This window comes from Luteibacter sp. GL_149, assembly GCF_057834065.1.
In genome coordinates this window covers 879,542-906,024 of sequence record NZ_CM174395.1, presented here as the reverse complement: position 1 = coordinate 906,024, position 26,483 = coordinate 879,542, and the positions used below count along the sequence as shown (strand labels likewise).

The following is a 26,483-nucleotide window of genomic DNA, read 5'->3' as shown; positions in this document are numbered from 1 at the left end:
GACGGGTGACTGGGAGGCGCGGTTGGCTCGATGAACGTACGCTTCGCTCCGGCAAGCCCGTCACGTGGAATTCTCGTGACGGGGAGATCGAAGCTACTCCGCTTGAAGGGGGCGCGCAAGGGCGCCCGGCCTAGTGCGACAATCAGTCAATCGAGCGATAAATTACCGTTAAACCAGCAACTTATGTCGACACCCATGCAGGAGCGCGCTTGAGCGCGATCCCTGCGCAAGGTGGCGTGGACGATCGCCGATACGCCAAAAAAGCGCCCGCGTTATTCGCACGGGCGCCTGTTTCGCTTCGCAGGATCGCGCTTCTGTAAACCGGGCCGCGGGCTTACTTCTTCGGCTTCTTGACCGGAGCGGCCGTGTCCGGCGAGTTGGCGTCGCGCATCGCGCGTGCGGCCTGCTCGGCCAATGCCGCCTGCTTCTTGGCGGCGTTGGCGACGCGAGCCTGGGCCTCGGCCAGCTTGCGGGCCTTGTCGCCCTCGGCCTTGGCCTGATCCAGCGCCTGCGAGTACTCCACGCCCTGCTGCTGCAGGCGTGCGGCTTCCTCGGTGATCATCTGGTTCTGCATTCGCTGCTGTTCGAGCTGGCGGCGGGCCATTTCGGCGTCGAGGCGGCTGGCTTCCAGCAGGATCGAGTCGTGCTCGCGATCGAGCTGGGCCGATTTGTTCTGCGCTTCCTGTAACTGGGCCATGGCCCTGGCGATGTCGACGCGGCGTTCGGCGATGTACAGGTAGTGCGGCCGCTCCTTGGAAGGAACCCCGGATAGCTGGCCGATAGCCTCACGGGCCCGCGCCTGCTCCGCCTGGGCAAAACCGCCAAGGGCCGGATCGCTGGACAGCTGATCGAGGCTGGACGTGAGGCGACGCACATCCAGGTCGTCTTTCTTCGCGAAGGCATTGCCTGCCGCGAACGCCAGGACGAGTGCCGAAAAAACGATGGTAAAGCGCTTCATCAGTGGCCTCCCTGATTGTCGTCGCGCAAGGGCTGGGTCTGGCCGCCGACCGGGGGGGCGCCTTCGGCGGCCGGTTCGGGCAACACGGATTCCGTTTCCTGCACATTGGTCGGAATCGGCACGGTGTCATTGGCGTGGTTATCGATCATTTCGACGCGCATCCGCGCGTTTTCCTGACTCTTGGACTGGTTCTGAGCGCGGGCGGCACCCAGACGGGCCTTGGCCCGCGCCAGCTCGCTGTCGGCACGGGATTCGTCGGACAGCGTGGCAGCTACCTCGTACTTACGGGAGGCCATGGCGGCCTGGGCTTGCTGGAAGCGGCTCTGTGCGTAATCCAGGTCGACAGGGGCGTAGTCGGCGGCGCCAGCGTCGCGCGCGGCCTGCAACTGGGCCTGGGCCTGGTTCAGGGCACCGTCGGGTGGCGGGGTGCTTGCGCACCCTGCCAGAGTGGCGATAACGAACCCCAGAGCGGCCACGGCGGCTAGCCGGAGGACGATCTCATGGGGTTTCGACGGCAAGTTGTGCACCATCACTCGTTCCTTTTACAGATTTGCGAGATATTGTCGATAAAGTAGGCCGAAGCTCGGCAAAGGCTTGGGCCTTCTGCCTCGATTGTAATGCGAATCTCTGGGGGGTTAGGTGGATATCGGTTATTTCCTCAAGTTGATGGTCGACAAGGGCGCGTCGGATATGTTCCTGACGACGGGCGCCCCTGTGAACATCAAGGTCGAGGGCAAGCTCTACCCGCTGGGCAACACCGGTCTGCCCAGCGGCATGGTCAAGAAGATCGCCTATTCCCTCATGGACGAAGGCCAGGTCCCCCAATTCGAGCGCGATCTCGAACTGAACATGGCACTGGCCGTCAAGGAAGCCGGCCGCTTCCGTATCAACGTGTTCAAGCAGCGCGGCGAGATCGGCATGGTCATCCGCGCGATCAAGAGCGAAATTCCGTCGCTCGAAGAGCTGAAGCTCCCGTCGATCTTTCGCGACCTGGTCATGGAACCTCGCGGCCTCATCCTCGTCGTGGGTGCCACGGGTTCGGGCAAGTCGACCACTCTGGCGGCCATGCTCGATCATCGCAACCAGAACAGTTCGGGTCACATCCTGACGGTCGAAGACCCGATCGAATACCTGCACCGGCACAAGCGGTCGATCGTGAACCAGCGCGAGGTGGGCCTGGATACCCATAGCTATGCCGAGGCGCTGAAGAACGCCATGCGCGAAGCGCCAGATGTGATCATGATCGGCGAAATCCGCGATACCGAAACGATGGAAGCGGCGATCGCGTTCTCGGAAACCGGTCACCTCTGCCTGGCGACGCTGCATTCCAACAATGCGGACCAGACCCTCGAGCGCATCCTCAACTTCTTCCCCGAGGCGAACCACAAGAACGTCCTGATGAACCTGGCGCTCAATCTGCGCGCGGTCATCAGCCAGCGTCTTGTGCTGGGCAAGGACGGCCACCGCATGCCGGCTACCGAAGTCCTGCTGAACACACCGCTGATCCGCGACATGATCCGTCGCGGCCAGATACACGAGGTGAAGGAAGCCATGGACCGCAGCCTGCAGGAAGGTATGCAGACCTTCGACCAGTCGCTGTATCGCCTGTACAGGGAAGGCCAGATCACCCTCGACGAAACACTGAACAAAGCGGATTCGCGCGATGGTCTCGCCCTGAAGATCCGCCTGTCGGAAGGCTCGACCGGCAGCGAGTTCGCCTCGAGCGATCCGTACGGCATCGGGGTTTGATGGTGGCGCTCGCGTTGGGGCGCCAATCAGCGTGAGGCAACCGGGTCATCGCACGCAGGCGCGCGATGACCTACGAAGCGATGAAGACATGCATCGCCTACTGGGCGTCCCGCTGAGCCTCTGGTGCGGCATCCACGAATGCCGGTATCTCGGCGCAAGCCTCGACGATGCGGCGGATCGCCGGACAATCGTCCAGCGGCACGCGCCAGCGCACCGCGTTGTAAACCTGCGGAACCAGACACGCATCCGCCAGCGTCGGCGTATCGCCATGGCAGAACCGCCCGGTCGGCCCACGCGCCAGCAATGCTTCGAAGCCTTTGAGGCCCAGCGCGATCCAGTGCCGGGACCAGGCCGCCTTCTGCTCCGGGCCGGCACCAAAGTCCTTCTCCAGCGCCTGCAGCACGCGAAGATTCCCCAGCGGATGCACGTCGCATGCAATGACCTGCATCAGTTCGCGCACGCGCGCCCTGCCCTCGATGTCTTCCGGCATCAACGGGCTTTCGGGATAGCGCTCGTCCAGGTACTCCATGATCGTCATCGACTGCCGGACGACCAGCGTGCCATCGACCAGCGTGGGCAACTGTTCCTGAGGAGAAAGCTCGCGATAGTCGGGAGCATGCTGCCGGCCGCCGCCCTCGATGAGATGCACGGGCACAAGCTGGTATGGCAATCCTTTCAGATTCAGCGCGATACGCACGCGATAGGCCGCGCTGGAGCGCCAGTAGCTGTACAGAACGAGCGAGGAAGTCATGCTTGTCTCCCGTGGAAAGCACCGGATTCTAGCGCCTGCATTGCGCCGTCACGCCCGCGCCCCGGACAATAGGCGCCTTTCTCTCAACACTGGAGTCGAACGTGTCCGTCATCCGCATGAGTGACCTCGATCTGCGCGGCAAGCGCGTACTGATCCGCGAAGACCTCAACGTGCCCGTCGCCGGGGGGAAAATTACATCGGCCCAGCGTCTCGACGCGGCGCTGCCCACCATCCGCGCGGCACGCGACGCCGGCGCGCGGGTGATGGTCCTCTCGCACCTCGGCCGACCGAAGGAAGGGCAGTTCGACGAGGAAGCCTCGCTGAAGCCCGTCGCCACCTGGCTGGGCGAAAAACTCGGCAAGGACGTCCGCCTCGTACGCGATTACCTGGATGGCGTGGAAGTCGCCGAAGGCGAAGTGGTCGTCCTCGAGAATTGCCGCATGAATGTCGGCGAAGGCAAGGATGACGACGCACTGTCGAAGAAGTACGCTGCCCTCTGCGACATATTCGTCATGGACGCCTTCGGCACCGCGCATCGCGCGCAGGCATCCACTCATGGCGTCATCCGGTTCGCACCTGTCGCGGCTGCCGGCCCACTGCTTTCGGCCGAACTCGATGCGCTGGGCAAGGCGCTGGAAAATCCCGCCCGTCCGCTGCTGGCGATCGTCGCCGGTTCCAAGGTTTCCACGAAGCTCACACTGCTGGAAAACCTTTCCGGTCGAATCGATCAGTTGATCGTGGGGGGCGGCATCGCCAATACCTTCATCGCCGCGGCGGGACACAAGGTCGGCAAATCGCTTTACGAAGCCGACCTGCTCGATGCCGCAAGGAAAGTCATGGCCGAAGCGAAGGCACGCGGTGCCGACGTACCCGTGCCGACCGATGTGGTCGTAGCAACGGAGTTCTCAGCCACCGCGAAGGCGACGGTGAAGCCCGTCGATCAGGTCGCCGACGATGAGCTGATCCTCGATATCGGGCCGGACACCGCGAAACGCTACGCCGAACTCATTGCGAAGGCGGGCACGGTCGTGTGGAACGGCCCGGTCGGCGTGTTCGAATTCGACGCTTTCGGCAAGGGCACCGAGACGCTCGCCCGCGCCATCGCCGCATCCAAGGCGTTCTCCATCGCCGGCGGTGGCGACACGCTTGCCGCGGTGGACAAGTACGGTATCGAAGACGGCGTGTCGTACATCTCCACGGGTGGCGGCGCGTTCCTCGAATTCCTCGAAGGCAAGGAACTTCCGGCCGTGGCTGCGCTAAAAGCACGGGCGGCCAAGTAATGCTCTGCCTGTTCGATCTCGACGGCACACTGATCGATTCGGAGGAAGGCATTTTCGACGGCGTACGGCATTCGCTCGCCGCCGTCGGCGCACCGATCATCGATGACACCGCGCTGCGTGCATGGGTCGGCCCACCGCTGCGCCATAGTTTCGGGCAGGTACTCGACGGCGACGTCGAACGCGTGGAGGCCGCCGTGACGGCCTACGGTCAGCGCTTCAAAGAAGCCGGCTGGTCCCGGTACAAGGTGTATCCGGGCATTCCCGAAACCGTCGCGGCACTCGCCGCGGCAGGCCACACGCTGGCGATCGTCACCAGCAAGGTACGTCCGCATGCCGAACGCATCGCGGCGCATCTCTCCTTCGGCCACCTCTTTTCGCGCCTGTACGCCCCGGGGCCGGAAACGGCCCGCAGCGAGAAGGCCGATATGATCGCCGCCGCTCTCGTCGATTTTGGCAGCGCGCCTGCGGATGCCGTGATGATCGGCGACCGGCGCTACGACATCGAAGGTGCCGTGGAAAACCGCGTGCGCGGCATCGGCGTGCTGTGGGGCTTTGGCGATCGCGAGGAACTCGAGACGGCTGGCGCGTCGTCTATTGCCTCGAAGCCATCCGAACTCGAGCAACTCGTTCGAGGCTAGTTTCCCCGCCGGGCGATGTACAACCGGAACGTCGACGACGCGATTTTTCAGAATAATCGCGTCGTCGGGCAACCCCTGCCGTAACTACGCTATGCGCCATCCTCCGCATAGACAGCCCATGTCATGGAATCTCCGACGGTCGTTGTCGATGTTGACGGCATGAGCCGTCTCGACAGGGCGCTGCACCTGTTCAGTCACCACATCGTCCACAACGAATCCCCGTCCGCCTGCGTGCGGTGGACCGCCAATATCGTCAATGTCTGGCTGCGAACAGCGGCGAGTGTCGGGGTGCCGCACATGGTCCGTCAGGCGGTCGCGTACGCTCTCGAAAGCGGCCTCGGCGGCCTAGGACTATCTTCCTTCGCTCGAACCGCCATGGGTGGAGCGGCGGGAGCGTTGCCGGTCGTCATGGCCGGTGGCGGATTGCTGCGGGACTATCGCAACGGCACGACCACCCGGGCAAGTATCGTGAGCCGGATTGTCGCCATGTTCAACGGAGCCATCATCGTCGCCATGGCGGGCGTCACGGGCGCACTTCCCTCGGTGACGGCATCCGTGGTGGCCTTGCAACTCTACTGCTTGCTGCGCGACATCATCCAGCTTCAATTGACCGCCCCGGACAACACGCACGGCATATCGGGCCGCGCCCTTGGCGCGGCCGCCGGTGCGTATGGCAGCATCCAGATGGGCGCCAGCACCGCCGGCGACTGGCTTGCCTATCCTTCCGGGTCGAATGGCAGCGCGTCGACATATCCGTGGCGGAACGACCTGATTCGTACCGCGCTCGCCCAGCTCGCCGCGTTGCTCGATCACGTCGCGTTCCGCGGCATGCAGCGTTTCGAGGAGAGCATCGCAAGTCAAGGGGAAGACCATGATGGTCTGCGCATCCGTTTGCGCTATGTGCCCCCGACCGCTGCGCGCCTAAGCCAGGCGGCGACGGGCGTGATAACGGCACGCATCGGCCTTCAGACCAGCGGGGCTCTCGCTGCCGCTGCCGCCGCGCGCGCACTTGCCGGGTCGAATCTCTCCGGAACCTTCCAGCAAGACCTCGCCAGACTCATCGGTGCCGCCGTACTCGGCGCCGGCTATGCGACATACATAGGTCAGACGATACGCAGCGACAACGTCTACCACGTGGACAACGTCCATGCCGAACTCGGACTCCCTGCCTCCGATTCCGCCTTCGCAAACACGGACGCGCCCAGATTCACGACATCTTTCACCATCACCGACGAAACCAGATACACACTCGCCGATGCGGTAATTAATCCAGCGGATTTTTCAGAATAATCGCCCTGTTCGCCGCTGCGCCTCGCTTCTAGCCTTTCCCATCGACGAATCGATGAGGAAGCACCATGCAACCAGGCCCATTCGTACTGACCGAAGAACACACCCGTCAGATCAACCGCTGGCTCTGGCTCTTCAGCCACGAAATCGTATCGAACGTCTCGACTTATACTCGCGGACGCTGGACCCGAAATGTCCTTGCCTCCGGAACGCGCTTGCTGGCGAGCGTGGGGTTACCGACCATCGTTCGCCACGGCATCACGCACCTGCTTGAGCAGAGTCTCGGTCGCACCTCACGCGCTGATCGCATCGCAGCTACCGCGACCACGGCGCTGGTGCCATTGGTCTGGACTGGCGGAGCGCTCGCGGCCGACTGGCACGATGGCGGGACCACGCGCACGCTGCGTATCTCGCGAGCCATCGCGCTGCTTGGCGGAGCGGCTACGCTCGGCTGGGCAGTGGAGTCCGAAGCCGCGACCGTCATAAGCAGCGGCATGATCGGCGCTTTGCTATACAGCGTTCTGCGCGATCTTGTGCAAATGGTATTTACCGCACCCGACAACACCCGTGGCCTGGATGCCCGGGCAATCGTCGGATCGGGAATGGCGTACAGCGCCGTGCAGGTGGCAGGCAGCGAACTGTCGGCCCGTTATTTTCCGACCGGCAATGCTGAAACCGGGGAATGGAACTGGCAGGGTGCGCTTGCCGGCGCGTCGTTCAATATCCTGCTGGAATGTGTCGACGACCTGATCTTCAGGAGCATGCAGCGCGCATTCGAACGTGCCGATAGCAACGGCCGGGATATCGAAGGGCTTCGGGTCCGCCTGCAAACGGTACTTCCGTCCGGTACCGATTTTCGCCGCACGCTTGTCGGTGTCGCGCCCGCTCGCGCCATGCTGATCACGACGGCGGTCATGGGTGCACAGGCAACCAGTCAGGAATTGCAACGCGCCATGTGGTCGCCCGAGCTGAGCGGGTCGATAAGCAACGTATTGGGAAACCTGATCGTACTCGTCGGTTATGTCGTTCTGTTCGGACAACTGATCCGCCGGCAGAACAGTTACGGCGTCCAGCAAGCCGAAGGAAACGGCCCTTCCATACCGATGGGCGCTCGCGGCACGCTGACCGCGTACCGGCCGCGCGGCTCGCACGCACCCCAGCCCGGTAACGGCACCGCTCCTGGGCACGCCACGCAGCAGAACGCCCTGGAAGAAGTCGTTACCCGCCACATGTGACGACGGGGCGCCCGCGAACGCAGGCGCCCCTCACATCAGCCGATGACGCGCTTCAACGCATCGACGACCGCAACGGTCGTGATACCGAAGTGCTCGTACAGCTTGTTCGCCGGCGCCGAGGCACCGAACGTGGTCATGCCGATGGTGACGCCGTCCAGGCCGACGTACTTGGCCCAGAAATCGACGCTGGCCGCTTCCACGGCAACGCGCGCACGGCACCAGCCGGGCAACACGCCTTCGCGATACTCCACCGGCTGCGCATCGAACTCTTCCGTGCAAGGCATGGACACCACGCGAACCGGCACGCCCTGCTGACCAAGGGTCTTCGCCGCTTCCATCGCCAGCTCCACTTCCGACCCGGTCGCGATGGCGATGGCCTTGAACTTCTCGGCCGGCTCATACAGCACGTAGCCGCCCTTAGCGATGTTGGCAAGCTGCTCGTCGCTGCGCTGCTGAGGCTTCAGGTTCTGACGCGAGAAAATCAGGCACGACGGGTTACCGGCGCGCTCGATCGCCACCTTCCACGACACCGCCGACTCGACGGCATCGCAGGGACGCCACACGCGATTGTTCGGGATCAGGCGCAGCGTGCCGAGATGCTCGACCGGCTGATGCGTCGGACCGTCTTCGCCCAGACCGATGGAGTCATGCGTATACACATGGATCACATGTGCCGGAATCAGTGCCGACATGCGAACCGCGTTGCGCGCGTAGTCGGAGAACACCAGGAACGTCGCGTCGTACGGGATAAAACCACCGTGCAACGCGATGCCATTGGAGATCGCCGACATGCCGAACTCGCGCACGCCGTAGTGGATGTAATTCGCATCGGCACCGCGAAGACCGATGCTCTTCGAACCCTTCCAGATGGTGAGGTTCGACGGTGCCAGATCGGCCGAACCGCCGATCAGTTCCGGCAGGTGCGGACCGAACGCATCCAGGGTCATCTGCGATGCCTTGCGCGATGCCACGTCCGGACCTTCGACCTGCATCTTGCGAACATAGGCATTCGCGACCTCGTTCCAGTCGGCCGGCAGATCGCCGGCAAGACGACGCTTGAACTCGGCGGCGAGTTCCGGATAAGCCTTCGCATAAGCATCGAAACGCTCGTTCCAGTTCTGCTCGCGCGTCGCGCCAGCTTCCTTCGCATTCCACGAGCTGTACATGCTCTCGGGAATTTCAAACGGGCCGTATTCCCAGCCAAGCGCCTTGCGCGCGGCTGCGACTTCGTCGGCACCCAGCGGCGAACCGTGCGACGACTCCTTGCCTTCCTTGTTCGGCGCACCGAAGCCGATGATGGTGCGGCAGCAGATCAGCGTGGGCTTTTCATCCTGCGACGTAGCTTCGGTGATGGCTTTCTTAATGGCCTCGGCGTCATGTCCGTCGACCGCGGGAATGACCTTCCAGCCGTACGCTTCGAAGCGTGCCGGCGTGTCGTCGGTGAACCAGTCGTGCACTTCGCCGTCGATGGAAATGCCGTTGTCGTCGTAGATGACGACCAGCTTGCCGAGCTTCAGCGTGCCCGCGAGCGAAGAGACTTCGTGCGAGATGCCTTCCATGAGGCAACCGTCGCCGACGAAGACATAGGTGCGATGGTCGACGATGTCGTGACCTTCGCGATTGAAGCGTTCCGCGAGTACCTGTTCCGCAATGGCGAAACCCACCGCATTGGCCAGACCCTGACCCAGCGGACCGGTCGTCGTCTCGACACCCGGCGTGTGGTGGTATTCCGGATGACCCGCAGTGCGCGAACCGAGCTGACGGAAGTGCTTCAGTTCGTCGATAGGCAGCGCGTAACCGGTCAGGTGCAGCAACGCGTACTGCAGCATGGAACCGTGGCCGTTCGACAGCACGAAACGATCGCGATTGAACCAATGCGGATTGGTCGGATTGTGTTGCAGGAAATCGCCCCAGAGAACCTCGGCGATATCGGCCATGCCCATCGGCATGCCCGGGTGGCCGGACTTGGCGGCTTCGACGCCATCCATAGCCAGGGCGCGGATCGCATTAGCGCGTTCGCGGCGTGTCGTCATCGGCGTTCTCCAGGTAGTCGGCAGCTGAAAACGTCAATTGTCGCCGATCGCATCGAGCTTGTCGTGGATGATCGTGCTGCGGTGCAACGGTTAACAGAGCCTTAATATTTAACACCCACGTAATGAACTCCTTCAGGTTTCCCCCGATCTAATAGGCCGGCAGATGCATCCATGACACCTGCCCCTTCGGGCCCGCCGAACCCCCGGCAGCACGCAGGCCAATAAGATTTGGAGAACCCCATGAGCAAGAAAACGCTACTCGCACTCGGCTTTGTCGCCGCAGGTTTCGTCGCCGCCCCGGCCTTCGCCCAGGACAGCACTGTGTCCGTCGCCGACTCGGCAGCCCCCGCCGCAGGCGGTAACTTCCAGCCCAACCAGCCTGTCGGCAGCGGCAACTGGTTCATCGGCGCCACCGTCGGTCGCACCAACGGCAGCAGCAACGGCGGCTTCGGCAGCAATGCCGGCGGCTTCAACTTCCTGAAGGGTGAAAAGGACCGTCGCACGGGCTACGGCCTGCTTGGCGGCTATCGCTGGAAAGTCGGTAACGACCTGGGTCTGGGCCTCGAAGCCGGTTATGTCGACCTCGGCAACTACCGCGTGAAGAACATCTTCAATTCGGGTGACGTCAACCAGCGCAGCACCGAAAACGCCCTGCGTGGCTGGACGGTGGGCGTGAACGGCAAGATCAACCTCCTGCCGCAGTGGTACATCGGCGCACGCGGCGGTTTCTTCTACGCCAACGACAACAACAATAACTACAACAACAGCGTGGGCCAGGACCTCGGTCTTTCCAGCGGCGGTCGTGCGGATCGCGGCAGCTGGTATGCCGGCGTCGGCACGGGCTGGGACATCAACGAGCACTTCGGCGTTGGTCTCACCTATGACTACTACCACGCCAATGCGGGCAAGCTCCGCAACGACGCGACCGGCGTGACCACGTCGGATCTGAAGCGCTCCACGGGCATCATTTCGCTCGCGGGCGAATACCGCTTCTAAGCGACACGTTGGCTGTTCGACCCTTAAGCCATGGCGTTAATCCGCCATGGCTTAATCGTTTCTTAATACGGAAATCACGCGAGTTGAATGCTTTGGCAAGGAGCCGCATCTAAGGGTCAGCGCTACGACAAACCGCATGCGCAACGTGACCGGATCAACGCCTTCCCCAAGCGCCGGTTGCGAAAAGTCCTAACAGGAGAATCTCCATGAAGAAGACACTTATCGCCCTCGCTTTCGCTGCCGCCGGCCTTGCCGCGGTTCCCACCGCTTTCGCGCAGAGTGCGAACGGTAACGGCGGCTGGTTCGTCAACGGCAATGTCGGCCGTACGTCGATCGACAAGGGCCCGTATGACGGCCACGACACCGGTTATGGCATCAACGGCGGCTACCGCTGGACCGTTACCCCGTCCGTCGCTCTGGGCGTCGAAGCGGGCTACAACGATCTGGGCAATATCAACGCCAAGAACCTCTTCAACGGCGACCGCGTCGTCGATCGCGGCAAGTCGCAGCTGCACGGCTGGACGGCCGGCGTGAACGGCCACTTCAATATCGATCCGAAGTGGTACATCAGCGCCCGCGGCGGTATCTACGACTGGAAGGGACACGGCATGGAAAGCGGCAGCGATAACAACATCGTTCGCCGTGGCATCGACAAGACCAGCTGGTACGCCGGCGCCGGCGTCGGTTACGACTTCACCAACAACGTCAGCCTGGGTATCAACTACGACTACTACAACGCGAAGAAGAACAACGTCGACCTGAGCACCGACATGGTCTCGGTCAGCGCCGAATATCGCTTCTGATAGTCGATGGAACCTCCGTAGGCGAGCGGCGAAAACCGTTCGCTTACGGTGCTCGCAGGACCAAAAAAGGGCGCCGCTTTCGTCGGCGCCCTTTTTCCGTTTCAGGAATATCCCAAGGCTGGGTAGGCAAACATCGCGTGACTGCACGATAGTGATATCCGTCACGTTACGCCCCTCGCGTATTTTTCAGACTGCCGCTTCCTCGTTCGCATGGAAGCATTCATGGCTACCCGCTCCACACTGTTCGGCGCCCTCGGACTGGCGCTCGCCTTCGCCGTGGCAAGTCCCGGGGCCGATGCAGGAACCATAGGCATCGTTATTTTCCAGGGAAGTTCCGAAACCCAGGCCCGCGTCCTCAGCGCCGCGCAGGCCGCAGCCGAAAAAGCCGGACACCGGGTTATCGCCCACGACGCCCGGGGCTCGCTCGTTCGCTATCGCAGTTGGCTGGAGGACCTGGTCGAGCGACGCGTCGATGGCATCGTCATCGGCATGGGCAAACCCGACGACACCAATGACACACTGGAACGCGCCCGCCAGCAAGGCATCTACCTGGCATCGGTGACCACGGGCTCCAGCCCGCATGTCCATGTTGCGCTGGACGCAAACCATTACGTCACCGGTGTTACCAGTGGCATGAAATTGTTCGACTACGTAAGCGGCGAAGGCGATATCGCGTCGATTCGCTACGAAAAGAACTTCGGCTCCCGTGCACGCGGGCGCACGTTCGACGCCGTGCTCGCGGAAACCCCACGCGTACGCGAGGTAGCGAGGCACACCATGACGAATACGCAGGCATGGCAGAGCGATGTCGCTGCGGGCGTACAGTCTATCGTGGATACCTGGGGAACCACGCTCAAAGGCTTCTGGGTATCGTTCGACGGTCAGGCGCTTGTCGTCGACGATGTGCTGCGAGCGCGGGGCATCGACAGAATACGTACCGCCATCGTCACCGTCGATGGCAGTCAGGCGGTCTATCGGCGCATTGCGGATTCTAAGAGCAGTATCGTCGCAACGGTGGCCCTGCCTTTCGAAACCATGGCTACCGATGCCGTCACTCAGCTGAGCGGCTTTATCGATGGCACGATCGCACCGCCGCAAGGCACAGCTACCACGCTGTATGACGGGGTTCTCGTCGATGAGAGCAACGTGGCGAATTTCCTGGAGAGCTGAAGTCCCTACCGGACGTCGCAGATGAAAAAGGGCGCCGTAGCGCCCTTTTTCATCTGCATTGCCGAAGAGCCGATCAGCCCTTCCACTGCCCCAGGGCAGCCAGGCCGTTTTCCTTCGCGCGGGCGGCGACGATCTTCTGTGCCTCGGCGACGTTGCCCTTCAGGTCCTTCGACCACAGGTCGAGCGCGGCTTGCTGCATGGCGCGACCGTACGAGAAGCTCAGCGGCCACGGGTGCGGTCCAAGCTTGTTCATCTCGTTGAGGTTGGCCGTGGCCTGCTCGTCCTTCTGACCACCGGACAGGAACACGATGCCCGGCAGCGATGCCGGCACCGTGGCCTTCAGCACGTGGACCGTTGCCTCGGCGACTTCGCTTGCCTCGGACGGCTCCGCGGCGGTGGTGCCGGCGATGACCATGCTGGCCTTCAGGATGGTGCCTTCGAGCATGACGTTCTGTTCGTACAGCGCGTTGAACAGGCTGCGCAGCACGGCTTCGTGCACTTCGTAGCTGACTTCGATGCTGTGGTCGCCATCCATGATGACTTCGGGTTCGACCATCGGCACGATACCGGCTTCCTGACACAGCGCGGCGTAACGCGCCAGCGCGTGGGCATTCGCTTCGATAGCCGTGGAGCTCGGATTGTCGTCGGAGATATTGATGACCGCGCGCCACTTGGCGAACTGGGCGCCCAGCCGTGCGTATTCCTGCAGGCGCTCACGCAGACCGTCGAGGCCTTCCGTGATGACGTCGCCGGGGAAGCCGGCGAGCGCGACGGGGCCCTTGTCGACCTTGATACCCGGAATAATGCCGTTCTTCTTCATCAGTTCGGTGAACGGCACGCCGTCCTTGGTCGACTGACGAATGGTTTCGTCATAAAGGATCGCGCCGGAGATGTGCTCGGACAGACCCGGGGTCGTCAGCAGCAGTTCCCGGTAGGCACGGCGATTTTCTTCGGTGTTCTCGATACCTACGGCCTTGAACCGCCTGGCAATGGTCGTGGTCGATTCGTCGATAGCGATGATGCCTTTACCGGGCGCGACCATTTTCTGGGCGATGGTTTCGAGATCTTCGATGCTCATGACAACTCCGTGGATCGGGGCGGTGCGTATACCGCAAGGACGGGTCTCGCCCCGACGGCAAGTCGGGGCTCGGATAGAAAGCCGGCGAAGTATAGGACACAAGGCCGGGCGCCCCACGGGGCGCCGCAGCAAGGGGGTCAGGAAGCCTGGGCGTAGCCCGGCACGACACACTTCTTGAGGATTTCGGCGCGTTTGGCCTGATCGGCGGGCATGTTGAACTCGACCACGTAGTAGGTGGCGATGGGATTGCCCAGGCGGTTATTGGCTGCCGGTGCGTAGTGGAAGTTCTTTACGGCGCTGACGGCGGGAATGCCGAGGTCGCCCTCGGGCACCACTCGAACGGCGACGAGATCGCGAGTCACGCCATCGGCACCGATGGTGTACGTGACCGCCGCGCAGCCGGGCTGATCGAGGTTCTTGCCCGTGTTGGGCACGTCGACATCCACATGGCTGTTGGTCAGCGTCCAGTAAACCGGCACACGGTCGGGGGCGACCTTCTTTACCGACTGGGATTGGGCGAACACGGGTATGGCCGCGGTGCAGAGCGCCAGGGCAAGGGAAATACGGGTGAGTCGGCTGGTCATGGCGCCCTCGGTCGTTGGGAAACTCGTCGGACCGAGTTTAACGCCCGGAGGGTGTGAGCGTGTTGCGAAAACCCGCACCGACGACAAGAGCCGCGAACCACGGCGACGCGACGACCGACCGCATCGCCCTGGGTCCCTGCCTGCGCGGGAACGACGAATCTCGAGGGAAACTTTCCACTCCTCACCGTCGTCCCTGCGCAGGCAGGGACCCAGGGCGACCACCTGCAGCAGTCGCGACGCGGCGGACGATCGGAACTACAGGTCGCGAAGACTATCCGCGATCCCATCCTTCCCGATCATCAGCAACTTCAGCGTATTCGTACCGCCACCGCGGCCGATATGGTCGCCGTGGGTCAGGATCACGCGGTCGCCCTCGATCAGCTTGCCCAGCGCGAACAGGTGCTGGAGCGCCGCACGTGCGGTATGCGCCGGGTCGAGATTATTCTGCTCGAAGTCGATGGGCTGTACGTCGCGCAACATCAGCATGCGGCGGCGGGCCACGCCCGACGGCGACAGGGCGTAGATCGGCACGGCGAAACGGTAACGCGACAGCCACTGCGCCGTGGCGCCCGACTCGGTCAGCGCCACGATGGCGCGAACGCCAACCTGGGCGGCAAGCTGCATGGCCGCCAGCGCGATGGCCTGGTCGCTGCGGTCGAGATGATGAATGCCGGGACGCAGGTCGTCGCGCGGTTCGAACTGGCGCTCGGCACCGAGGCAGATGCGGCGCATCGCCGCCACGGCCTTGTCCGGATGGGCGCCCGCGGCGCTTTCCTGCGACAGCATCACGGCATCGGTGCCGTCGATGACCGCATTGGCGACGTCGAGCACTTCGGCGCGCGTCGGAATCGGCGCGGTGACCATCGACTGCAGCATCTGCGTCGCGGTGATCACCGAACGGTTCCGCAGGACCGACTCGCGAATGATCTTCTTCTGCAGACCCGGCAGCTCGGCATCGCCGATTTCCACGCCGAGATCGCCACGAGCCACCATCACGACATCGGAGGCATCGATGATTTCGCCGAGGACGGGGATGGCATCCGCGCGCTCGATCTTCGCCACAATGGCCGCGTCGCCACCAGCTTCGCGCAGGAGACGACGCGCTTCGTGGAGGTCTTCGGCGCAACGCACGAAGGAAACGGCAAGGAAATCGGCACCCATTTCGGCGGCGAGCTTGATGTCGGCACGGTCCTTATCCGAAAGCGCCGCGACGCTGAGGCCGCCGCCCTGGCGATTGAGACCCTTGCGGTCCGACAGGCGCCCACCGATCGCAACGCGGCAGCGCACTTCGGCGCCCACCACTTCGATGACATTCATCGCGACGAGGCCATCGTCGAGGAGCAACACATCGCCCGCGACCACGTCGTTCGGCAGGCCGTAATAGCTGACGCCGACACGCGACGCGTTGCCCGGAGGGGCATCCGGGCGGCAGTCGAGCACGAAACTGTCGCCGGCCATCAGGTCGACTGGGCCGCCGGCGAACTTTTCGATGCGGATCTTCGGACCCTGCAGGTCGGCAAGGATGCCGACCTCGCGACCGACGGCTTCCGCCGCGGCACGCACGGCGGCGGCGCGGGCGCGATGGTCGTCCGGCTGGCCATGCGAAAGGTTCAGGCGGACCACGTCGACGCCCTCCTCCAGGATGCGTTCGAGCATGCCCGGAGCATCGGTGGCGGGGCCGAGGGTGGCTACGATCTTGGTGCGGCGTACTTGGATGTCGGTCATTTCACGAAGTTAGCACAGGCTTCAATCGAGGGAATACGTGGACGGGCTTATGAAATTTCCCGCCCGCGCCCGGGTCAGTTCCGCAGGGTACTGTTGAGCAGATCGGCCAGACGCTTGCCGGCCTCGCGCAGGCGGCGCTCGGCGATGGGCAGCTCCGCGCCGACGTACGCATCGTCGATGACGTGACCGGCCGGATAGACACCGTCGTCGCGGGTGATCCGGCAGGATTCCTCGGCCCACTGGGCATAGGGATTGTCCAGCGGCTCGCTGGCCGGCGGCGGTACGACCGGGCCGCTGTCGGCCAGCTTCTGCGCGTACTTCTGCCACTTCAGCCCACGGGTGTTGAGCATGCTCGAGTCCCAGACGCGATGCAGGTTCGAACCGTTGCCGTCCATCTGAACCTGATAATCGTTGCCGCCCTTGTCGTCGCGGTAGCCGGCGTGCAGCGGCTGGTGCACATCGCCGACGAAATGGACCACGAAATTCAGCGCCTGTGCGCGGTCGGCGTCGGATGCGTTGCTGTCGCCCAGGATCGCCACGTATTTCTGCAGGCCACCGACCACGCAACGACCGTCCGCGCAGTCGCGCGGCGGCACATAAGTGCAGGTTTTATCGGCGAAATTAATGTAATGCAGCGAGCCGGTAGCCTTACCGAGCGCTTTCGTTTCCGGGTTGTCCCGCAGTTCGTCCGCCCAACTGGCGATATCGCTCAGCGAATTCGCGTTCTCGGCATGCAGCAGGCGATCGACCTGGGCGCGGGCCTGCGGCGTCAGCTGACGCTGGGCCAGATCGGCGACGATGCGGTGGCCGTTGGCCCCCCAGGCATGGGCGGAAGGAGCGACGGCGCAGACGGCCAGCGCGACGAGGGCGGCAAGGGAGCCGCGCGCGGTAAAGGAGGTCATGGATGGCATCGGCGTAGGTGAACAAGCCACGAAGTCTGCCACACGTGTGCCTTCGGGAGATGACGACTCGCCGCGTCGCAGCAAGCCGGGTATGGGGCCTTTCCGCTAACATGACGGTTTTAAACCACCCGCACCCCTTCGAAGAGGACGCAGCTTATGGTCATCAAGGTCGCCATCAACGGTTACGGTCGCATCGGTCGCAACATCCTGCGCTCGCTGTACGAGGCAGGTCGCAACAACGAAATTCAGATCGTGGCGGTCAACGACCTCGGCGATGCGGAAACCAACGCCCACCTGACGCAGTACGACACCGCGCACGGCAAGTTCCCGGGCGAAGTGTCCGTCGACGGCGGCGACCTCATCGTCAACGGCGACCGCATCAAGGTCTTCGCCGAGCGCGATCCCTCGAAGCTGCCCTGGGGCGAGCACGACGTCGACGTGGTGCTGGAATCCACCGGCTTCTTCACCTCGAAGGCCAAGGCCGGCGCGCATCTGGCTGGCGGCGCCAAGAAGGTCGTCATCTCCGCCCCCGGCGACAAGGACGTGGACGGCACGTTCGTCTACGGCGTCAACCACGACAAGCTGACCGCGGGCCACCAGGTCATCTCCAACGCCTCGTGCACCACGAACTGCCTCGCGCCGCTCGCCAAGGTCCTGCACGAGAAGATCGGCATCGTAAATGGCCTGATGACCACCATCCATTCCTACACGAACGATCAGGTCCTGACCGACGTGTACCACTCGGACCTGCGTCGCGCCCGTAGCGCCACGCACAGCCAGATTCCGACCAAGACCGGCGCCGCCGCCGCGGTCGGCCTCGTGCTGCCCGAGCTCAACGGCAAACTCGACGGCTTCGCCATGCGCGTGCCGACGATCAACGTCTCGGTCGTCGACCTCGTGTTCACCGCCGCACGCGCGACCACGAAGGAAGAGATCGACGCCGTCATCGCCGAAGCCGGCAACGGCGCGATGAAGGGCATCCTGACCACCAACACCAAGCCGCTGGTCTCGATCGACTTCAACCACAACCCGCATTCGTCGATCTACGACGCGACGCAGACCCGCGTCATGGGCGGCACGCTGGTGAAGGTCCTCTCGTGGTACGACAACGAGTGGGGCTTCTCGAACCGCATGCTCGACATCACCAAGGCGCTGATGGCGGCGAAGTAAATCGCCAGCAGCAGAAAAAAAGGCCCGCTTTCGCGGGCCTTTTTTTGCGCGGGTTTTACTGTAGGAGCGCTCTCGAGCGCGATCCCTGTGCATGCATAGCGAACGTTCCCGGCACCATACGCACGGCGTCATTCGCACGATTCCTGCATCGCTCCGCAGGAATCACGCTTCAGAGCGCTCCTACAATGCGTCGCCTGGCATCGCTACGCCTTCGCGATTTTCTGTTCGATTGCGCCGAAGATCGACACACCCTGCCCGTCCTTCACTTCGATGCGAACGGTATCCCCGAACGAAAGGAACGGTGTGCTGGCTTTGCCGTCGCGCAGGGTTTCGACCGTGCGCTGCTCGGCGAGGCACGACGCACCCTTCGACGTATCGTGATTGGCGATCGTGCCGGAGCCGACCAGCGTACCGGCCGTCAGTGGACGCGTCTTTGCGGCATGCGCGACGAGCTGCGCGAAGTCGAACTGCATGTCGACGCCGCACTCGGCTTCGCCGAACCATGCGCCGTTGATCCAGGTCAGCATCGGCAGATGCAGTTTCTCATCGCGCCAGATATCGCCCAGCTCGTCGGGCGTGACGAAAACCGGCGACAGCGCCGAACGCGGCTTGGATTGCAGAAAGCCGAAGCCCTTGGCCAGCTCACCCGGAATCAGGCCACGCAGCGACACGTCGTTGACGAGGCCGACCAACTGGATGTGCTCGGCGGCCTGCGCGGGCGTGACCGCCATCGGAACATCGTCGGTAACGACCAGCACCTCGGCTTCCAGATCGATGCCGAATGCCTCGCTCGACACGACCACCGCATCGCGCGGCCCGAGGAAGCCCGCGCTCGTCGCCTGATACATCAGCGGATCGGAATAGAACGATTCGGGCACTTCGGCGCCACGGGCCTTGCGCACGCGCTCGACGTGCGGCAGGTAGGCACTGCCATCCACGAATTCATAGGCGCGCGGCAACGGCGCGGCAAGCGCGGCGAAATCCACCGCGAAAGCGCCGGGTGCCGTTCCGGCGTTCAGTTGCTCCGACAACGCATTCAGGCGCGGTGCGGCGGCATGCCAGTCATCCAGCGCCGCCTGCATCGTCGATGCGATGCCCGTGGCTTTTACCGCCTGCGTCAGGTCGCGGCTGACGACGATCAGCGTGCCGTCGCGACCGCCTTCCTTCAGTGAACCGAGTTTCATGCGTTCCCTTTGTAATGCTTTTTCAATCCGCGCCAGCATTCGTAGTAGTCGCCCTGAAGCTGGGGCGACGACAACGCCTGCGCCGTCGGACGAATGACTTTGCGCGTCTCGAACATGAAGGCCATGGTACCGGTGATGTGATCCGGATTCGACGTATCCGCGGCGCTCGCCTTCTCGAAGCTGGCCGCATCCGGCCCATGTCCGCTCATGCAGTTGTGCAGGCTGGACCCGCCCGGCACGAAACCGCCGGCCTTGGCGTCGTACGCGCCATCGATCAGGCCCATGAATTCGCTGGCCACGTTGCGATGGAAGTACGGCGGACGGAACGTGTGCTCGGCCACCAGCCAGCGCGGCGGGAAGATCACGAAATCCATATTTGCCGTCCCCGGCGTATCGCTGGCCGACGTCAACACGGTGAAGATCGACGGATCGGGATGATCGACGGCGATCGATCCGATGGCGTTAAACAGGCGAAGGTCATACTTGTAAGGCGCGTAGTTGCCGTGCCATGCAACAACATCCAGCGGCGAATGGCCGATGCGTGCCGACCACAGGCCGCCCTGAAATTTAGCGACGAGTTCGAACTCGCCGTCGACGTCTTCGAAGGACGCTACCGGCGTAAGGAAATCGCGCGAGTTGGCGAGACCGTTCGCACCGATCGGGCCGAGATCGGGCAGATGCAGGGGGGCGCCGAAATTCTCGGCGACGTAACCGCGCGCTTCGCCATCGGGCAATTCCACGCGGAACCGGATGCCACGCGGAACGACCGCGATCTCCAGCGGCTGGACATCGAGCACGCCAAGCTCCGTCGCGATACGCAGCCGTCCCTGCTGCGGCACGATCAGAAGTTCGCCGTCCGCATCGTAGAAAAACCGCCCTTCCATCGAACGGTTCGCGACGTACAGATGGATACCGCAACCGACCTGATCGGCAGAACCGCCGTTGCCGCCCATGGTTGTCAGGCCGTCCAGGAAATCCGTCGGTGCCGAGGGCATCGGCAGCGGATTCCAGCGCAACTGGTTCGGCGTGGCGGGCGCTTCGTCGAAGCGATTGTGGAAGGTCTTCAGCGGCAACTCGACGAACGGCGAATGTTGCGCCGCGGGCCGGATGCGATAGAGCCAGCTGCGCCGGTTCTGGTGACGCGGCGCGGTGAATGCCGAGCCTGAAAGCTGCTCGGCATACAGTCCGTGCGCGACGCGCTGCGGCGAATTCTGGCCAACGGGCAACGTTCCCGCCACCGCCTCGGTGGCAAACTCGTTACCGAATCCCGACTGGTATCCCGGTGTCGTCATGGCGAGATGGCCTTTGTGTCAGAGAACGCCGCGACGCATCTGATCGCGCTCGATCGACTCGAACAACGCCGTGAAGTTGCCGTTGCCGAAACCTTCGTTGCCCTTGCGCTGGATGATCTCGAAGAAGATCGGTCCGATGTTGTTCTGCGTGAAGATCTGCAGCAGCAGTTTCTTTTTAGTCTCGTCGTCCGCGTCGATCAGGATCTTGTTCTTCTGCAGCCGCGCGACGTCTTCGCCATGCCCCGGCATGCGCAGGTCGATCACTTCGAAATACGTGTCCGGCGTATCGAGGAACGCAACGTTCTGCTCGCGCATCGCCTCGACGGTTTCGTAGACGTTGTCCGTGAACATGGCGATGTGCTGGATGCCTTCGCCCTTGTACTCGTTCAGATACTCGTTGATCTGCGACTTCTCGTCCGACGACTCGTTCAGCGGGATGCGGACCATGCCGTCCGGTGCGGTCATCGCCTTCGAAACAAGACCCGTCTTCGCACCCTTGATGTCGAAGTAGCGGATTTCGCGGAAGTTGAAGAGACGCTCGTAATATTCCGACCACTTCTGCATGTTGCCGAAGTGCAGATTGTGCGTCAGGTGATCGATGAAGGTCAGGCCGAAGCCTTTCGGATTGCGATCGACGCCCGGCAGCCAGTCGTATTCGTCTTCGTAGACTTCGCCCTTCTCGCCGTACTTGTCGATCAGGTAAAGCGCCGCGCCGCCGATGCCTTCGATGACGGGCACGTCCAGAGCGAGCGTTTCGGTCTTGTGGGTGAGCTTTTCCGCACCGTTGCCGAGCGCCGTCTCGAGGACGTCGGTCGCGGGCCGGTTGAAACGGATCGCAAAACCGCAAGCGCTGGGACCGTGCTTTGCCACAAAGTCCGCGGCGAAGGAATCGGGCTCTTCGTTAACGAGGAAGTTGCAGGTGCCCTGGCGATAGAGCGTGATCTTCTTCGTCTTGTGTTTCGCCACGGGAATGAAGCCCATGCGCGGAAACAGCTTGTGCAACAGCGCCGGATCGGGCGCGGCGAACTCGACGAATTCGAAGCCATCGACACCTTGCGGGTTCTCGAAGGTGGTGACTTCCATACCGATGTTAGTCTGGGCGCTCATGGGGGTCTCCTGGCGTGCAAAGCGGTTTGCGCTGGGTATCCCTGAGTTATAGTTTCATATGAAACCATTTGCAAGGAGCGGCGCAGCATGTCCGCCAGACCGAACGTGGCGCACGCGCCCCTGGAACTCGAACATTTCCTGCCTTACCGGCTGTCGATCCTGTCGAACACGGTCAGCCAGGCCATCGCCGCCGACTATCAGCAACGCTACGAGCTGAGTATGACCGAGTGGCGCGTGATGGCCGTGCTAGCCCGCTTCGAGGGGCTGTCGGCACGCGAGGTGGCCGAACGGACCGCCATGGACAAGGTCGCGGTCAGCCGGGCGCTGGCGCGGCTGGTCGACGCCGGCCGGGTCGACCGCGGCACCCACGACGGCGACAAGCGCCGGTCGGTACTGCAGCTGACGGCAGCGGGCTGGGCGATCCACGACGAGGTCGCTCCCCTCGCCCGCGAGCACGAGCGCGAGCTTCTGGCGAAGCTGGACGATGAAGAGCGCGCGTGGCTGAGTCGCATCCTCGACAAGCTGATGGCGGCGTAAAAAAGCGGGGGTGGGGGGTGGGAAGTGGGGGCGCGCTTCCGGCGGGCGTCTGAGGGAACGACAAGCTCCACGCAGACGTTACATCCGCCGGGCGATACCAGTCCCCTCAAACGCCTGCCGGAAGCACGCCCCCACTTCCCACCCCCCATCCCCGCTCTTATTTCACCCCATGCATCAACTTGTTGATCAGCGGCGCGATCAGGAACAGTGCCACGCCGGCACCCAGCAGCAGCCAGAAGCTGAAGGTGAAACCGTCCAGCGCCGATTGCACGGTCATGCCGTTCTCGCCGCTGATATGGCCGGCGAGCAGACCGGAGAGGTTGTTGCCGATGGCGGTCGACAGGAACCAGCCGCCCATCGCCAGTCCCACGACCTTGCTCGGCGCCAGCTTGGTCACCATCGAAAGACCGATGGGCGACAGGCACAGCTCGCCAAGGGTCTGCATCACGTAGCAAAGCGCCAGCGGCCAGAACGGGATCTGCCCGTTGTTGTCGACCGTCTTGGCCAGGGCATACATCAGCACCAGGAACGCCAGCGCGTTGAAGATCAGGCCAAGGCCGAACTTGCGCGGAATCGACGGCTCGCGACCGATGCGCGACGACCACGCCCAGGCCAGCGCCACCAGCGGTGCGAAGACGAGGATCGCGGCGGAGTTCACCGACTGGAACCAGCCAGTCGGGAACACGAACGAACCGCCGAACATATTGCGGTTGACGATATTTTCGGCGAGGAAGTTGAACGAGCTGCCGGCCTGTTCGAAGAACATCCAGAAGGTCACGTTGAACGCGAACAGGAGCAGCATCGCGATCACGCGATGGATCTGCACCTTGCCGTGACGGATCGCCTCGACGACCAGCATCACGCCGACGCCAATGAACAAGGCGCCCAGCAGCCACGCGATCACGATCGCGCCCGCCTTGGCCATCAGCAGATAAACCAGCGGAATAGCGACGATGATGCCGACCACGACCATGAGCAGGCTCTTGGCCTCGTTACGCTCCGGCGGCGGCACGCCGATACCCTTCAGCTGGTGCTTGCCGATCCAGAACCAGATCAGGCTGAAGATCATGCCCACGCCAGACGCGGCGAACACGACTTTGTAGTTCTGCTCCATCGGCGTATTGCTCAGCACCGAAGCGAGCCAGCCGGTGATCAGCGGCGCGACGAGGCCGCCGCCATTGATACCCATGTAGAAAATGGTGAAGCCGCGGTCGCGACGATCGTCGCCCTGCGCGTAAATCTGGCCCACCAGCGACGAGATGTTCGGTTTGAACAGCCCGTTGCCGACGATCACCGTGGCCAGGCCGGCCAGGAAAATCTGCTGGTTGGGCATCATCACCATGAACAGGCCGGTGCCCATTACGGCCGCGCCGACCAGGATCGAGCGCTGATAGCCGAGGATGCGGTCGGCGACATAGCCGCCAAAAATCGCCGAAGCGTAGACCAGCGCCAGGTACGCGCCGTAAGTGCGGCTGGCATAGGCCTGTCCGGCCTGATCGTGGTTGAAGAACTGCGCCACGATGTAAAGCGTCAGGGCCCAGCGCATGCCGTAGAACGCGAAGCGCTCCCAGAACTCCGTCATGAACAACATCCACAGCGGACGGGGGTGACCCAGCGTCTGCGGGAATTCGGGGATGGGGCGTGCGGTCTCGGTAACGGCTGGCGTCATGGGCTTCCCTTGGGGCTACGGTGGCGTCGGCGTCCTTCCGATGGACGTGAAGGCGACGTGCACGTTTAACCGCCCGGGTGGTGCCCCGTCAAATGCGTGCGCAGCATCAGGTGCCCAAAACGGTGCGGACTTCCAGCAATTCGGGGAAGAATGTCTGCTCCAGGGCGCGGCGCAGGAAGGCCACGCCAGACGACCCACCGGTGCCCGGCCGGTAGCCGATGATGCGTTCCACCGTCTTCATATGGCGAAATCGCCAGAGCTGGAAGCTTTCCTCGACATCCACCAGCTGTTCGCACAGGTGGTATTCCGGCCAGTAATGCCCCGTGTCCTCGTAGATACGGCGCAGCGCGGGAAACAGGTCCGGCTCGCTGCGGTACGGCTGGGTAACGTCGCGTTCCAGCAAGGACGGGGGCACCGCGTGGCCGCGGCGCGCGAGATAACGCAGGAATTCGTCGTACAGGCTGGGAGCCTCGTACACCTCGCGCAGGGCGGCCAGCGCGACCGGGTCGTGCTCGAATACCTTGAGCATGTCCGCGAGCTTGTTGCCCAGCATGAATTCGACCATGCGGTACTGCAACGACTGGAACCCGGAGGACGGGCCCAGCACTTCGCGGAACTCGAGGTACTCGGTCGGCGTCAGGGTGGCCAGCACGGCCCACTGCTCGTAGAGCTGGCGCTGGATCTGCTTGACCCGCGCAAGAATTTTCAGGGTGCCGTCGACATCGTCCGCCCGCAGGTGCGCCATGGCGCCACGAAGTTCGTGGATCAGCAGTTTCAGCCAGAGTTCGGAGGTCTGGTGCTGCACGATGAACAACATTTCATCGTGGTGCGGCGGGTCGGACAGCGGCTGCTGCGCCGCCAGGACCAGGTCCAGCCTCAGGTACGACCCATAGGTCAGGCGACCTTCGAGGTCGGTCCGGATGCCAGGTTCGAGCTCACGCTGCCGATCGGTCATGAAGCCGCCATACCCCAGTTAAGCCCGCAATCTTAAGATTATTTGATGGGTACGTGCGGTCTCTACACGGCTGAAGGATGCTCTGAGCCAGTTTACGCAGGTGTAAACTGGCTCAGAGCATCCTTAACCACCCCGGCCAGACGGCCCCGTATGCTGCGCCGTCCCTTGCCGCGTCATAATACCCCTGATATCTAGTGCGCCCCGCAAAGGTCTGAAGTGTGTGCACGTCCCGCTGGATGGGCTGCCGCCTCCCTCGTAATGCGCTAAATCTTTACTCACTCCGGGAGCGAGTCGTGTCCATCGCCGCCAAGTTCGAAATCGAATACCTGCAGTACCTTGACCAGGATGGCAAGGAAGTTGGCAAGGAACTGCCTGAATTCGCAAAGGATCTCGACCATATGGTCGAGCTCTACAAGCTCATGGTGTCCACGCGCGTGTTCGACGCCAAGTCGATCGCCCTGCAGCGCACCGGCAAGCTCGGCACCTATGCCTCGTGCCTCGGCCATGAAGCCGCCCACGTCGGCATCGGCAGCGCCATGCGCCGGGAAGATTCCCTGGCGGTCAGCTATCGCGAATACGGCGCACAGCTGTATCGCGGCGTGAAGCCGCGCGAGGTCTACATGTACTGGGGCGGCGACGAGCGCGGCAACGATTTCGCCGACGCGCCGAAGCACGATTTCGCCTGGTGCGTACCCATCGCGACGCAGTGTCTGCATGCCGCGGGCTCCGCGCTCGCGTTCAAGATCCGCAACGAACCGCGCGTCGCCGTCTGCACCATCGGCGACGGTGGTTCGTCGAAGGGCGATTTCTACGGCGCCATCAACATCGCCGGCGCGCAGAACCTGCCGCTGGTCGCCGTGATCGTGAATAACCAGTGGGCCATTTCGGTGCCGCGCCGCATCCAGTCGGGCGCCAATACGCTGGCCCAGAAGGGTCTGGCGGCCGGCCTGTTCTGCATCCAGGTCGATGGCAACGACATCATCGCGGTGCGCAAGGCGATGGAAGACGCGCTCGAGCGTGCACGCAGTGGCCAGGGTGGCTCGGTCATCGAAGCGGTTACCTACCGCCTCGGCGACCACACCACCGCCGACGACGCCCGCCGCTACCGCGGTGAGCAGGAAGTGAAGGACGCCTGGGACCGCGACCCCGTGCCGCGCCTGCGCAAGTGGCTGGAAGCAAAGGGCAAGTGGGACGAAGCGAAGGAAGAGGCCTGGAAGGCCGAATGCGACGACTGGATGGACAAAGAGGTCGATGCATACCTCGAGACCAAGACCCAGCCGGCGACGGCGATGTTCGACTATCTGTACGCCGAACTCCCCGCCGACCTCGTCGCGCAGCGCGATTTCGTCGCCTCCCTCGATCGCCAGTCGTAAGGAATTC

General features: G+C 63.2%; 24 protein-coding genes. 11 read left to right on the top strand and 13 right to left on the bottom strand.

Annotation, left to right across the window (positions count from 1 at the left end; translation table 11 throughout):
- Positions 1–334: 334 nt before the first annotated feature.
- Both AC3IR3_RS04060 and AC3IR3_RS04055 read right to left on the bottom strand, forming a co-directional pair.
- Positions 335–958: a hypothetical protein gene (locus tag AC3IR3_RS04060; protein ID WP_489195736.1), complete on the bottom strand. Its 624-nt coding sequence runs from the start codon at positions 956–958 to the stop codon at positions 335–337.
- Positions 958–1,488 (bottom strand): DUF4398 domain-containing protein, encoded by a 531-nt coding sequence (locus tag AC3IR3_RS04055; RefSeq protein ID WP_489195735.1) that lies wholly within the window; start codon positions 1,486–1,488, stop codon positions 958–960. Before AC3IR3_RS04055 ends, AC3IR3_RS04060 begins: the two co-directional genes overlap by 1 nt.
- A 109-nt stretch (positions 1,489–1,597) precedes the next feature.
- On the opposite strand from AC3IR3_RS04055, the gene AC3IR3_RS04050 reads away from it, so the two are divergent.
- The gene (locus tag AC3IR3_RS04050) at positions 1,598–2,707 is read left to right on the top strand and encodes a PilT/PilU family type 4a pilus ATPase (protein WP_165973511.1); all 1,110 of its coding nucleotides are present in this window, start codon (positions 1,598–1,600) and stop codon (positions 2,705–2,707) included.
- A gap of 97 nt (positions 2,708–2,804) precedes the next feature.
- Here AC3IR3_RS04050 and maiA read toward each other — a convergent pair whose 3' ends face one another.
- Positions 2,805–3,458, bottom strand: coding sequence for a maleylacetoacetate isomerase (gene maiA, locus AC3IR3_RS04045; protein WP_489195734.1), 654 nt, complete (start codon positions 3,456–3,458; stop codon positions 2,805–2,807).
- Between the two features lie 101 nt (positions 3,459–3,559).
- Between maiA and AC3IR3_RS04040 the strand changes: the two genes are divergently transcribed.
- From AC3IR3_RS04040 to AC3IR3_RS04025, 4 genes are all read left to right on the top strand, one after another.
- Entirely contained in the window at positions 3,560–4,738 is a 1,179-nt protein-coding gene (locus tag AC3IR3_RS04040; protein WP_489195733.1) for a phosphoglycerate kinase, read from the top strand.
- Entirely contained in the window at positions 4,738–5,376 is a 639-nt protein-coding gene (locus AC3IR3_RS04035) for an HAD hydrolase-like protein (protein ID WP_489195732.1), read from the top strand. Before AC3IR3_RS04040 ends, AC3IR3_RS04035 begins: the two co-directional genes overlap by 1 nt.
- A 159-nt stretch (positions 5,377–5,535) precedes the next feature.
- Complete coding sequence (locus AC3IR3_RS04030) at positions 5,536–6,666, top strand: hypothetical protein (RefSeq protein ID WP_489195731.1); 1,131 nt, start codon at positions 5,536–5,538, stop codon at positions 6,664–6,666.
- Between the two features lie 65 nt (positions 6,667–6,731).
- A complete protein-coding gene (locus tag AC3IR3_RS04025) occupies positions 6,732–7,898 on the top strand; it encodes a hypothetical protein (protein WP_489195730.1) in 1,167 nt (388 codons plus the stop codon).
- A 35-nt stretch (positions 7,899–7,933) separates the two neighbouring features.
- Here the strand turns inward: AC3IR3_RS04025 and tkt are convergent, their stop codons facing one another.
- A complete protein-coding gene (gene tkt, locus AC3IR3_RS04020) occupies positions 7,934–9,931 on the bottom strand; it encodes a transketolase (protein WP_489195729.1) in 1,998 nt (665 codons plus the stop codon).
- A gap of 240 nt (positions 9,932–10,171) precedes the next feature.
- On the opposite strand from tkt, the gene AC3IR3_RS04015 reads away from it, so the two are divergent.
- The 3 genes from AC3IR3_RS04015 (at position 10,172) to AC3IR3_RS04005 (ending at position 12,900) form a co-directional block, all read left to right on the top strand.
- Positions 10,172–10,927 (top strand): outer membrane protein, encoded by a 756-nt coding sequence (locus AC3IR3_RS04015; RefSeq protein WP_489195728.1) that lies wholly within the window; start codon positions 10,172–10,174, stop codon positions 10,925–10,927.
- Between the two features lie 206 nt (positions 10,928–11,133).
- Positions 11,134–11,730, top strand: coding sequence for a porin family protein (locus AC3IR3_RS04010; protein WP_489195727.1), 597 nt, complete (start codon positions 11,134–11,136; stop codon positions 11,728–11,730).
- Positions 11,731–11,952: 222 nt separating this feature from the next.
- Positions 11,953–12,900 (top strand): sugar ABC transporter substrate-binding protein, encoded by a 948-nt coding sequence (locus AC3IR3_RS04005; RefSeq protein ID WP_489195726.1) that lies wholly within the window; start codon positions 11,953–11,955, stop codon positions 12,898–12,900.
- Between the two features lie 73 nt (positions 12,901–12,973).
- Here AC3IR3_RS04005 and AC3IR3_RS04000 read toward each other — a convergent pair whose 3' ends face one another.
- The 4 genes from AC3IR3_RS04000 to AC3IR3_RS03985 form a co-directional block, all read right to left on the bottom strand.
- On the bottom strand, positions 12,974–13,978 hold the full coding sequence (locus AC3IR3_RS04000; protein ID WP_489195725.1) for a class I fructose-bisphosphate aldolase: 1,005 nt from the start codon (positions 13,976–13,978) through the stop codon (positions 12,974–12,976).
- Positions 13,979–14,115: 137 nt separating this feature from the next.
- Positions 14,116–14,562 carry an energy transducer TonB gene (locus AC3IR3_RS03995; protein WP_132142033.1) on the bottom strand — a complete coding sequence of 149 codons (447 nt, stop codon included), beginning with the start codon at positions 14,560–14,562 and terminating at the stop codon, positions 14,116–14,118.
- Positions 14,563–14,817: 255 nt separating this feature from the next.
- On the bottom strand, positions 14,818–16,287 hold the full coding sequence (gene pyk / locus AC3IR3_RS03990) for a pyruvate kinase (protein ID WP_132142034.1): 1,470 nt from the start codon (positions 16,285–16,287) through the stop codon (positions 14,818–14,820).
- Positions 16,288–16,361: 74 nt separating this feature from the next.
- The gene (locus AC3IR3_RS03985; protein WP_489195724.1) at positions 16,362–17,189 is read right to left on the bottom strand and encodes a S1/P1 nuclease; all 828 of its coding nucleotides are present in this window, start codon (positions 17,187–17,189) and stop codon (positions 16,362–16,364) included.
- Between the two features lie 156 nt (positions 17,190–17,345).
- Here AC3IR3_RS03985 and gap point away from each other — a divergent pair, with 156 nt between their 5' ends.
- The gene (gap, locus tag AC3IR3_RS03980; protein WP_489195723.1) at positions 17,346–18,359 is read left to right on the top strand and encodes a type I glyceraldehyde-3-phosphate dehydrogenase; all 1,014 of its coding nucleotides are present in this window, start codon (positions 17,346–17,348) and stop codon (positions 18,357–18,359) included.
- 203 nt (positions 18,360–18,562) lie between these two features.
- Here gap and AC3IR3_RS03975 read toward each other — a convergent pair whose 3' ends face one another.
- From AC3IR3_RS03975 to hppD, 3 genes are read right to left on the bottom strand one after another with little or no spacing between them, the layout of a single operon-like run.
- Positions 18,563–19,543 carry a fumarylacetoacetate hydrolase family protein gene (locus AC3IR3_RS03975; protein WP_489195722.1) on the bottom strand — a complete coding sequence of 327 codons (981 nt, stop codon included), beginning with the start codon at positions 19,541–19,543 and terminating at the stop codon, positions 18,563–18,565.
- Positions 19,540–20,835 carry a homogentisate 1,2-dioxygenase gene (gene hmgA / locus AC3IR3_RS03970; RefSeq protein ID WP_489195721.1) on the bottom strand — a complete coding sequence of 432 codons (1,296 nt, stop codon included), beginning with the start codon at positions 20,833–20,835 and terminating at the stop codon, positions 19,540–19,542. The genes AC3IR3_RS03975 and hmgA overlap by 4 nt, the downstream gene beginning before the upstream one ends.
- Before the next feature lie 18 nt (positions 20,836–20,853).
- Positions 20,854–21,918: a 4-hydroxyphenylpyruvate dioxygenase gene (hppD, locus tag AC3IR3_RS03965; protein ID WP_489196876.1), complete on the bottom strand. Its 1,065-nt coding sequence runs from the start codon at positions 21,916–21,918 to the stop codon at positions 20,854–20,856.
- A 111-nt stretch (positions 21,919–22,029) separates the two neighbouring features.
- Between hppD and AC3IR3_RS03960 the strand changes: the two genes are divergently transcribed.
- The gene (locus AC3IR3_RS03960; protein ID WP_489195720.1) at positions 22,030–22,479 is read left to right on the top strand and encodes a MarR family winged helix-turn-helix transcriptional regulator; all 450 of its coding nucleotides are present in this window, start codon (positions 22,030–22,032) and stop codon (positions 22,477–22,479) included.
- Positions 22,480–22,636: 157 nt separating this feature from the next.
- Here AC3IR3_RS03960 and AC3IR3_RS03955 read toward each other — a convergent pair whose 3' ends face one another.
- Together AC3IR3_RS03955 and AC3IR3_RS03950 are read right to left on the bottom strand one after the other, a co-directional pair.
- Complete coding sequence (locus AC3IR3_RS03955) at positions 22,637–24,148, bottom strand: peptide MFS transporter (protein ID WP_489195719.1); 1,512 nt, start codon at positions 24,146–24,148, stop codon at positions 22,637–22,639.
- Between the two features lie 106 nt (positions 24,149–24,254).
- Entirely contained in the window at positions 24,255–25,103 is an 849-nt protein-coding gene (locus tag AC3IR3_RS03950; RefSeq protein WP_489195718.1) for a tryptophan 2,3-dioxygenase, read from the bottom strand.
- A 293-nt stretch (positions 25,104–25,396) separates the two neighbouring features.
- Between AC3IR3_RS03950 and pdhA the strand changes: the two genes are divergently transcribed.
- On the top strand, positions 25,397–26,476 hold the full coding sequence (gene pdhA / locus AC3IR3_RS03945) for a pyruvate dehydrogenase (acetyl-transferring) E1 component subunit alpha (protein ID WP_489195717.1): 1,080 nt from the start codon (positions 25,397–25,399) through the stop codon (positions 26,474–26,476).
- Positions 26,477–26,483 lie beyond the last annotated feature (7 nt).

Coding starts and splice junctions, on each gene's coding strand:
- AC3IR3_RS04025 (WP_489195730.1), top strand. CDS start 6,732: ATGCAACCAGGCCCATTCGTACTGACCGAAGAACACACCCGTCAGATC.
- AC3IR3_RS03960 (WP_489195720.1), top strand. CDS start 22,030: ATGTCCGCCAGACCGAACGTGGCGCACGCGCCCCTGGAACTCGAACAT.
- AC3IR3_RS03975 (WP_489195722.1), bottom strand. CDS start 19,543: ATGAAACTCGGTTCACTGAAGGAAGGCGGTCGCGACGGCACGCTGATC.
- AC3IR3_RS04055 (WP_489195735.1), bottom strand. CDS start 1,488: ATGGTGCACAACTTGCCGTCGAAACCCCATGAGATCGTCCTCCGGCTA.
- tkt (WP_489195729.1), bottom strand. CDS start 9,931: ATGACGACACGCCGCGAACGCGCTAATGCGATCCGCGCCCTGGCTATG.
- AC3IR3_RS04060 (WP_489195736.1), bottom strand. CDS start 958: ATGAAGCGCTTTACCATCGTTTTTTCGGCACTCGTCCTGGCGTTCGCG.
- maiA (WP_489195734.1), bottom strand. CDS start 3,458: ATGACTTCCTCGCTCGTTCTGTACAGCTACTGGCGCTCCAGCGCGGCC.
- AC3IR3_RS04015 (WP_489195728.1), top strand. CDS start 10,172: ATGAGCAAGAAAACGCTACTCGCACTCGGCTTTGTCGCCGCAGGTTTC.
- AC3IR3_RS04010 (WP_489195727.1), top strand. CDS start 11,134: ATGAAGAAGACACTTATCGCCCTCGCTTTCGCTGCCGCCGGCCTTGCC.
- AC3IR3_RS04030 (WP_489195731.1), top strand. CDS start 5,536: ATGAGCCGTCTCGACAGGGCGCTGCACCTGTTCAGTCACCACATCGTC.
- AC3IR3_RS03985 (WP_489195724.1), bottom strand. CDS start 17,189: ATGACCTCCTTTACCGCGCGCGGCTCCCTTGCCGCCCTCGTCGCGCTG.
- hppD (WP_489196876.1), bottom strand. CDS start 21,918: ATGGAAGTCACCACCTTCGAGAACCCGCAAGGTGTCGATGGCTTCGAA.
- AC3IR3_RS03955 (WP_489195719.1), bottom strand. CDS start 24,148: ATGACGCCAGCCGTTACCGAGACCGCACGCCCCATCCCCGAATTCCCG.
- AC3IR3_RS04005 (WP_489195726.1), top strand. CDS start 11,953: ATGGCTACCCGCTCCACACTGTTCGGCGCCCTCGGACTGGCGCTCGCC.
- AC3IR3_RS04035 (WP_489195732.1), top strand. CDS start 4,738: ATGCTCTGCCTGTTCGATCTCGACGGCACACTGATCGATTCGGAGGAA.
- gap (WP_489195723.1), top strand. CDS start 17,346: ATGGTCATCAAGGTCGCCATCAACGGTTACGGTCGCATCGGTCGCAAC.
- AC3IR3_RS03995 (WP_132142033.1), bottom strand. CDS start 14,562: ATGACCAGCCGACTCACCCGTATTTCCCTTGCCCTGGCGCTCTGCACC.
- AC3IR3_RS04000 (WP_489195725.1), bottom strand. CDS start 13,978: ATGAGCATCGAAGATCTCGAAACCATCGCCCAGAAAATGGTCGCGCCC.
- AC3IR3_RS03950 (WP_489195718.1), bottom strand. CDS start 25,103: ATGACCGATCGGCAGCGTGAGCTCGAACCTGGCATCCGGACCGACCTC.
- hmgA (WP_489195721.1), bottom strand. CDS start 20,835: ATGACGACACCGGGATACCAGTCGGGATTCGGTAACGAGTTTGCCACC.
- pyk (WP_132142034.1), bottom strand. CDS start 16,287: ATGACCGACATCCAAGTACGCCGCACCAAGATCGTAGCCACCCTCGGC.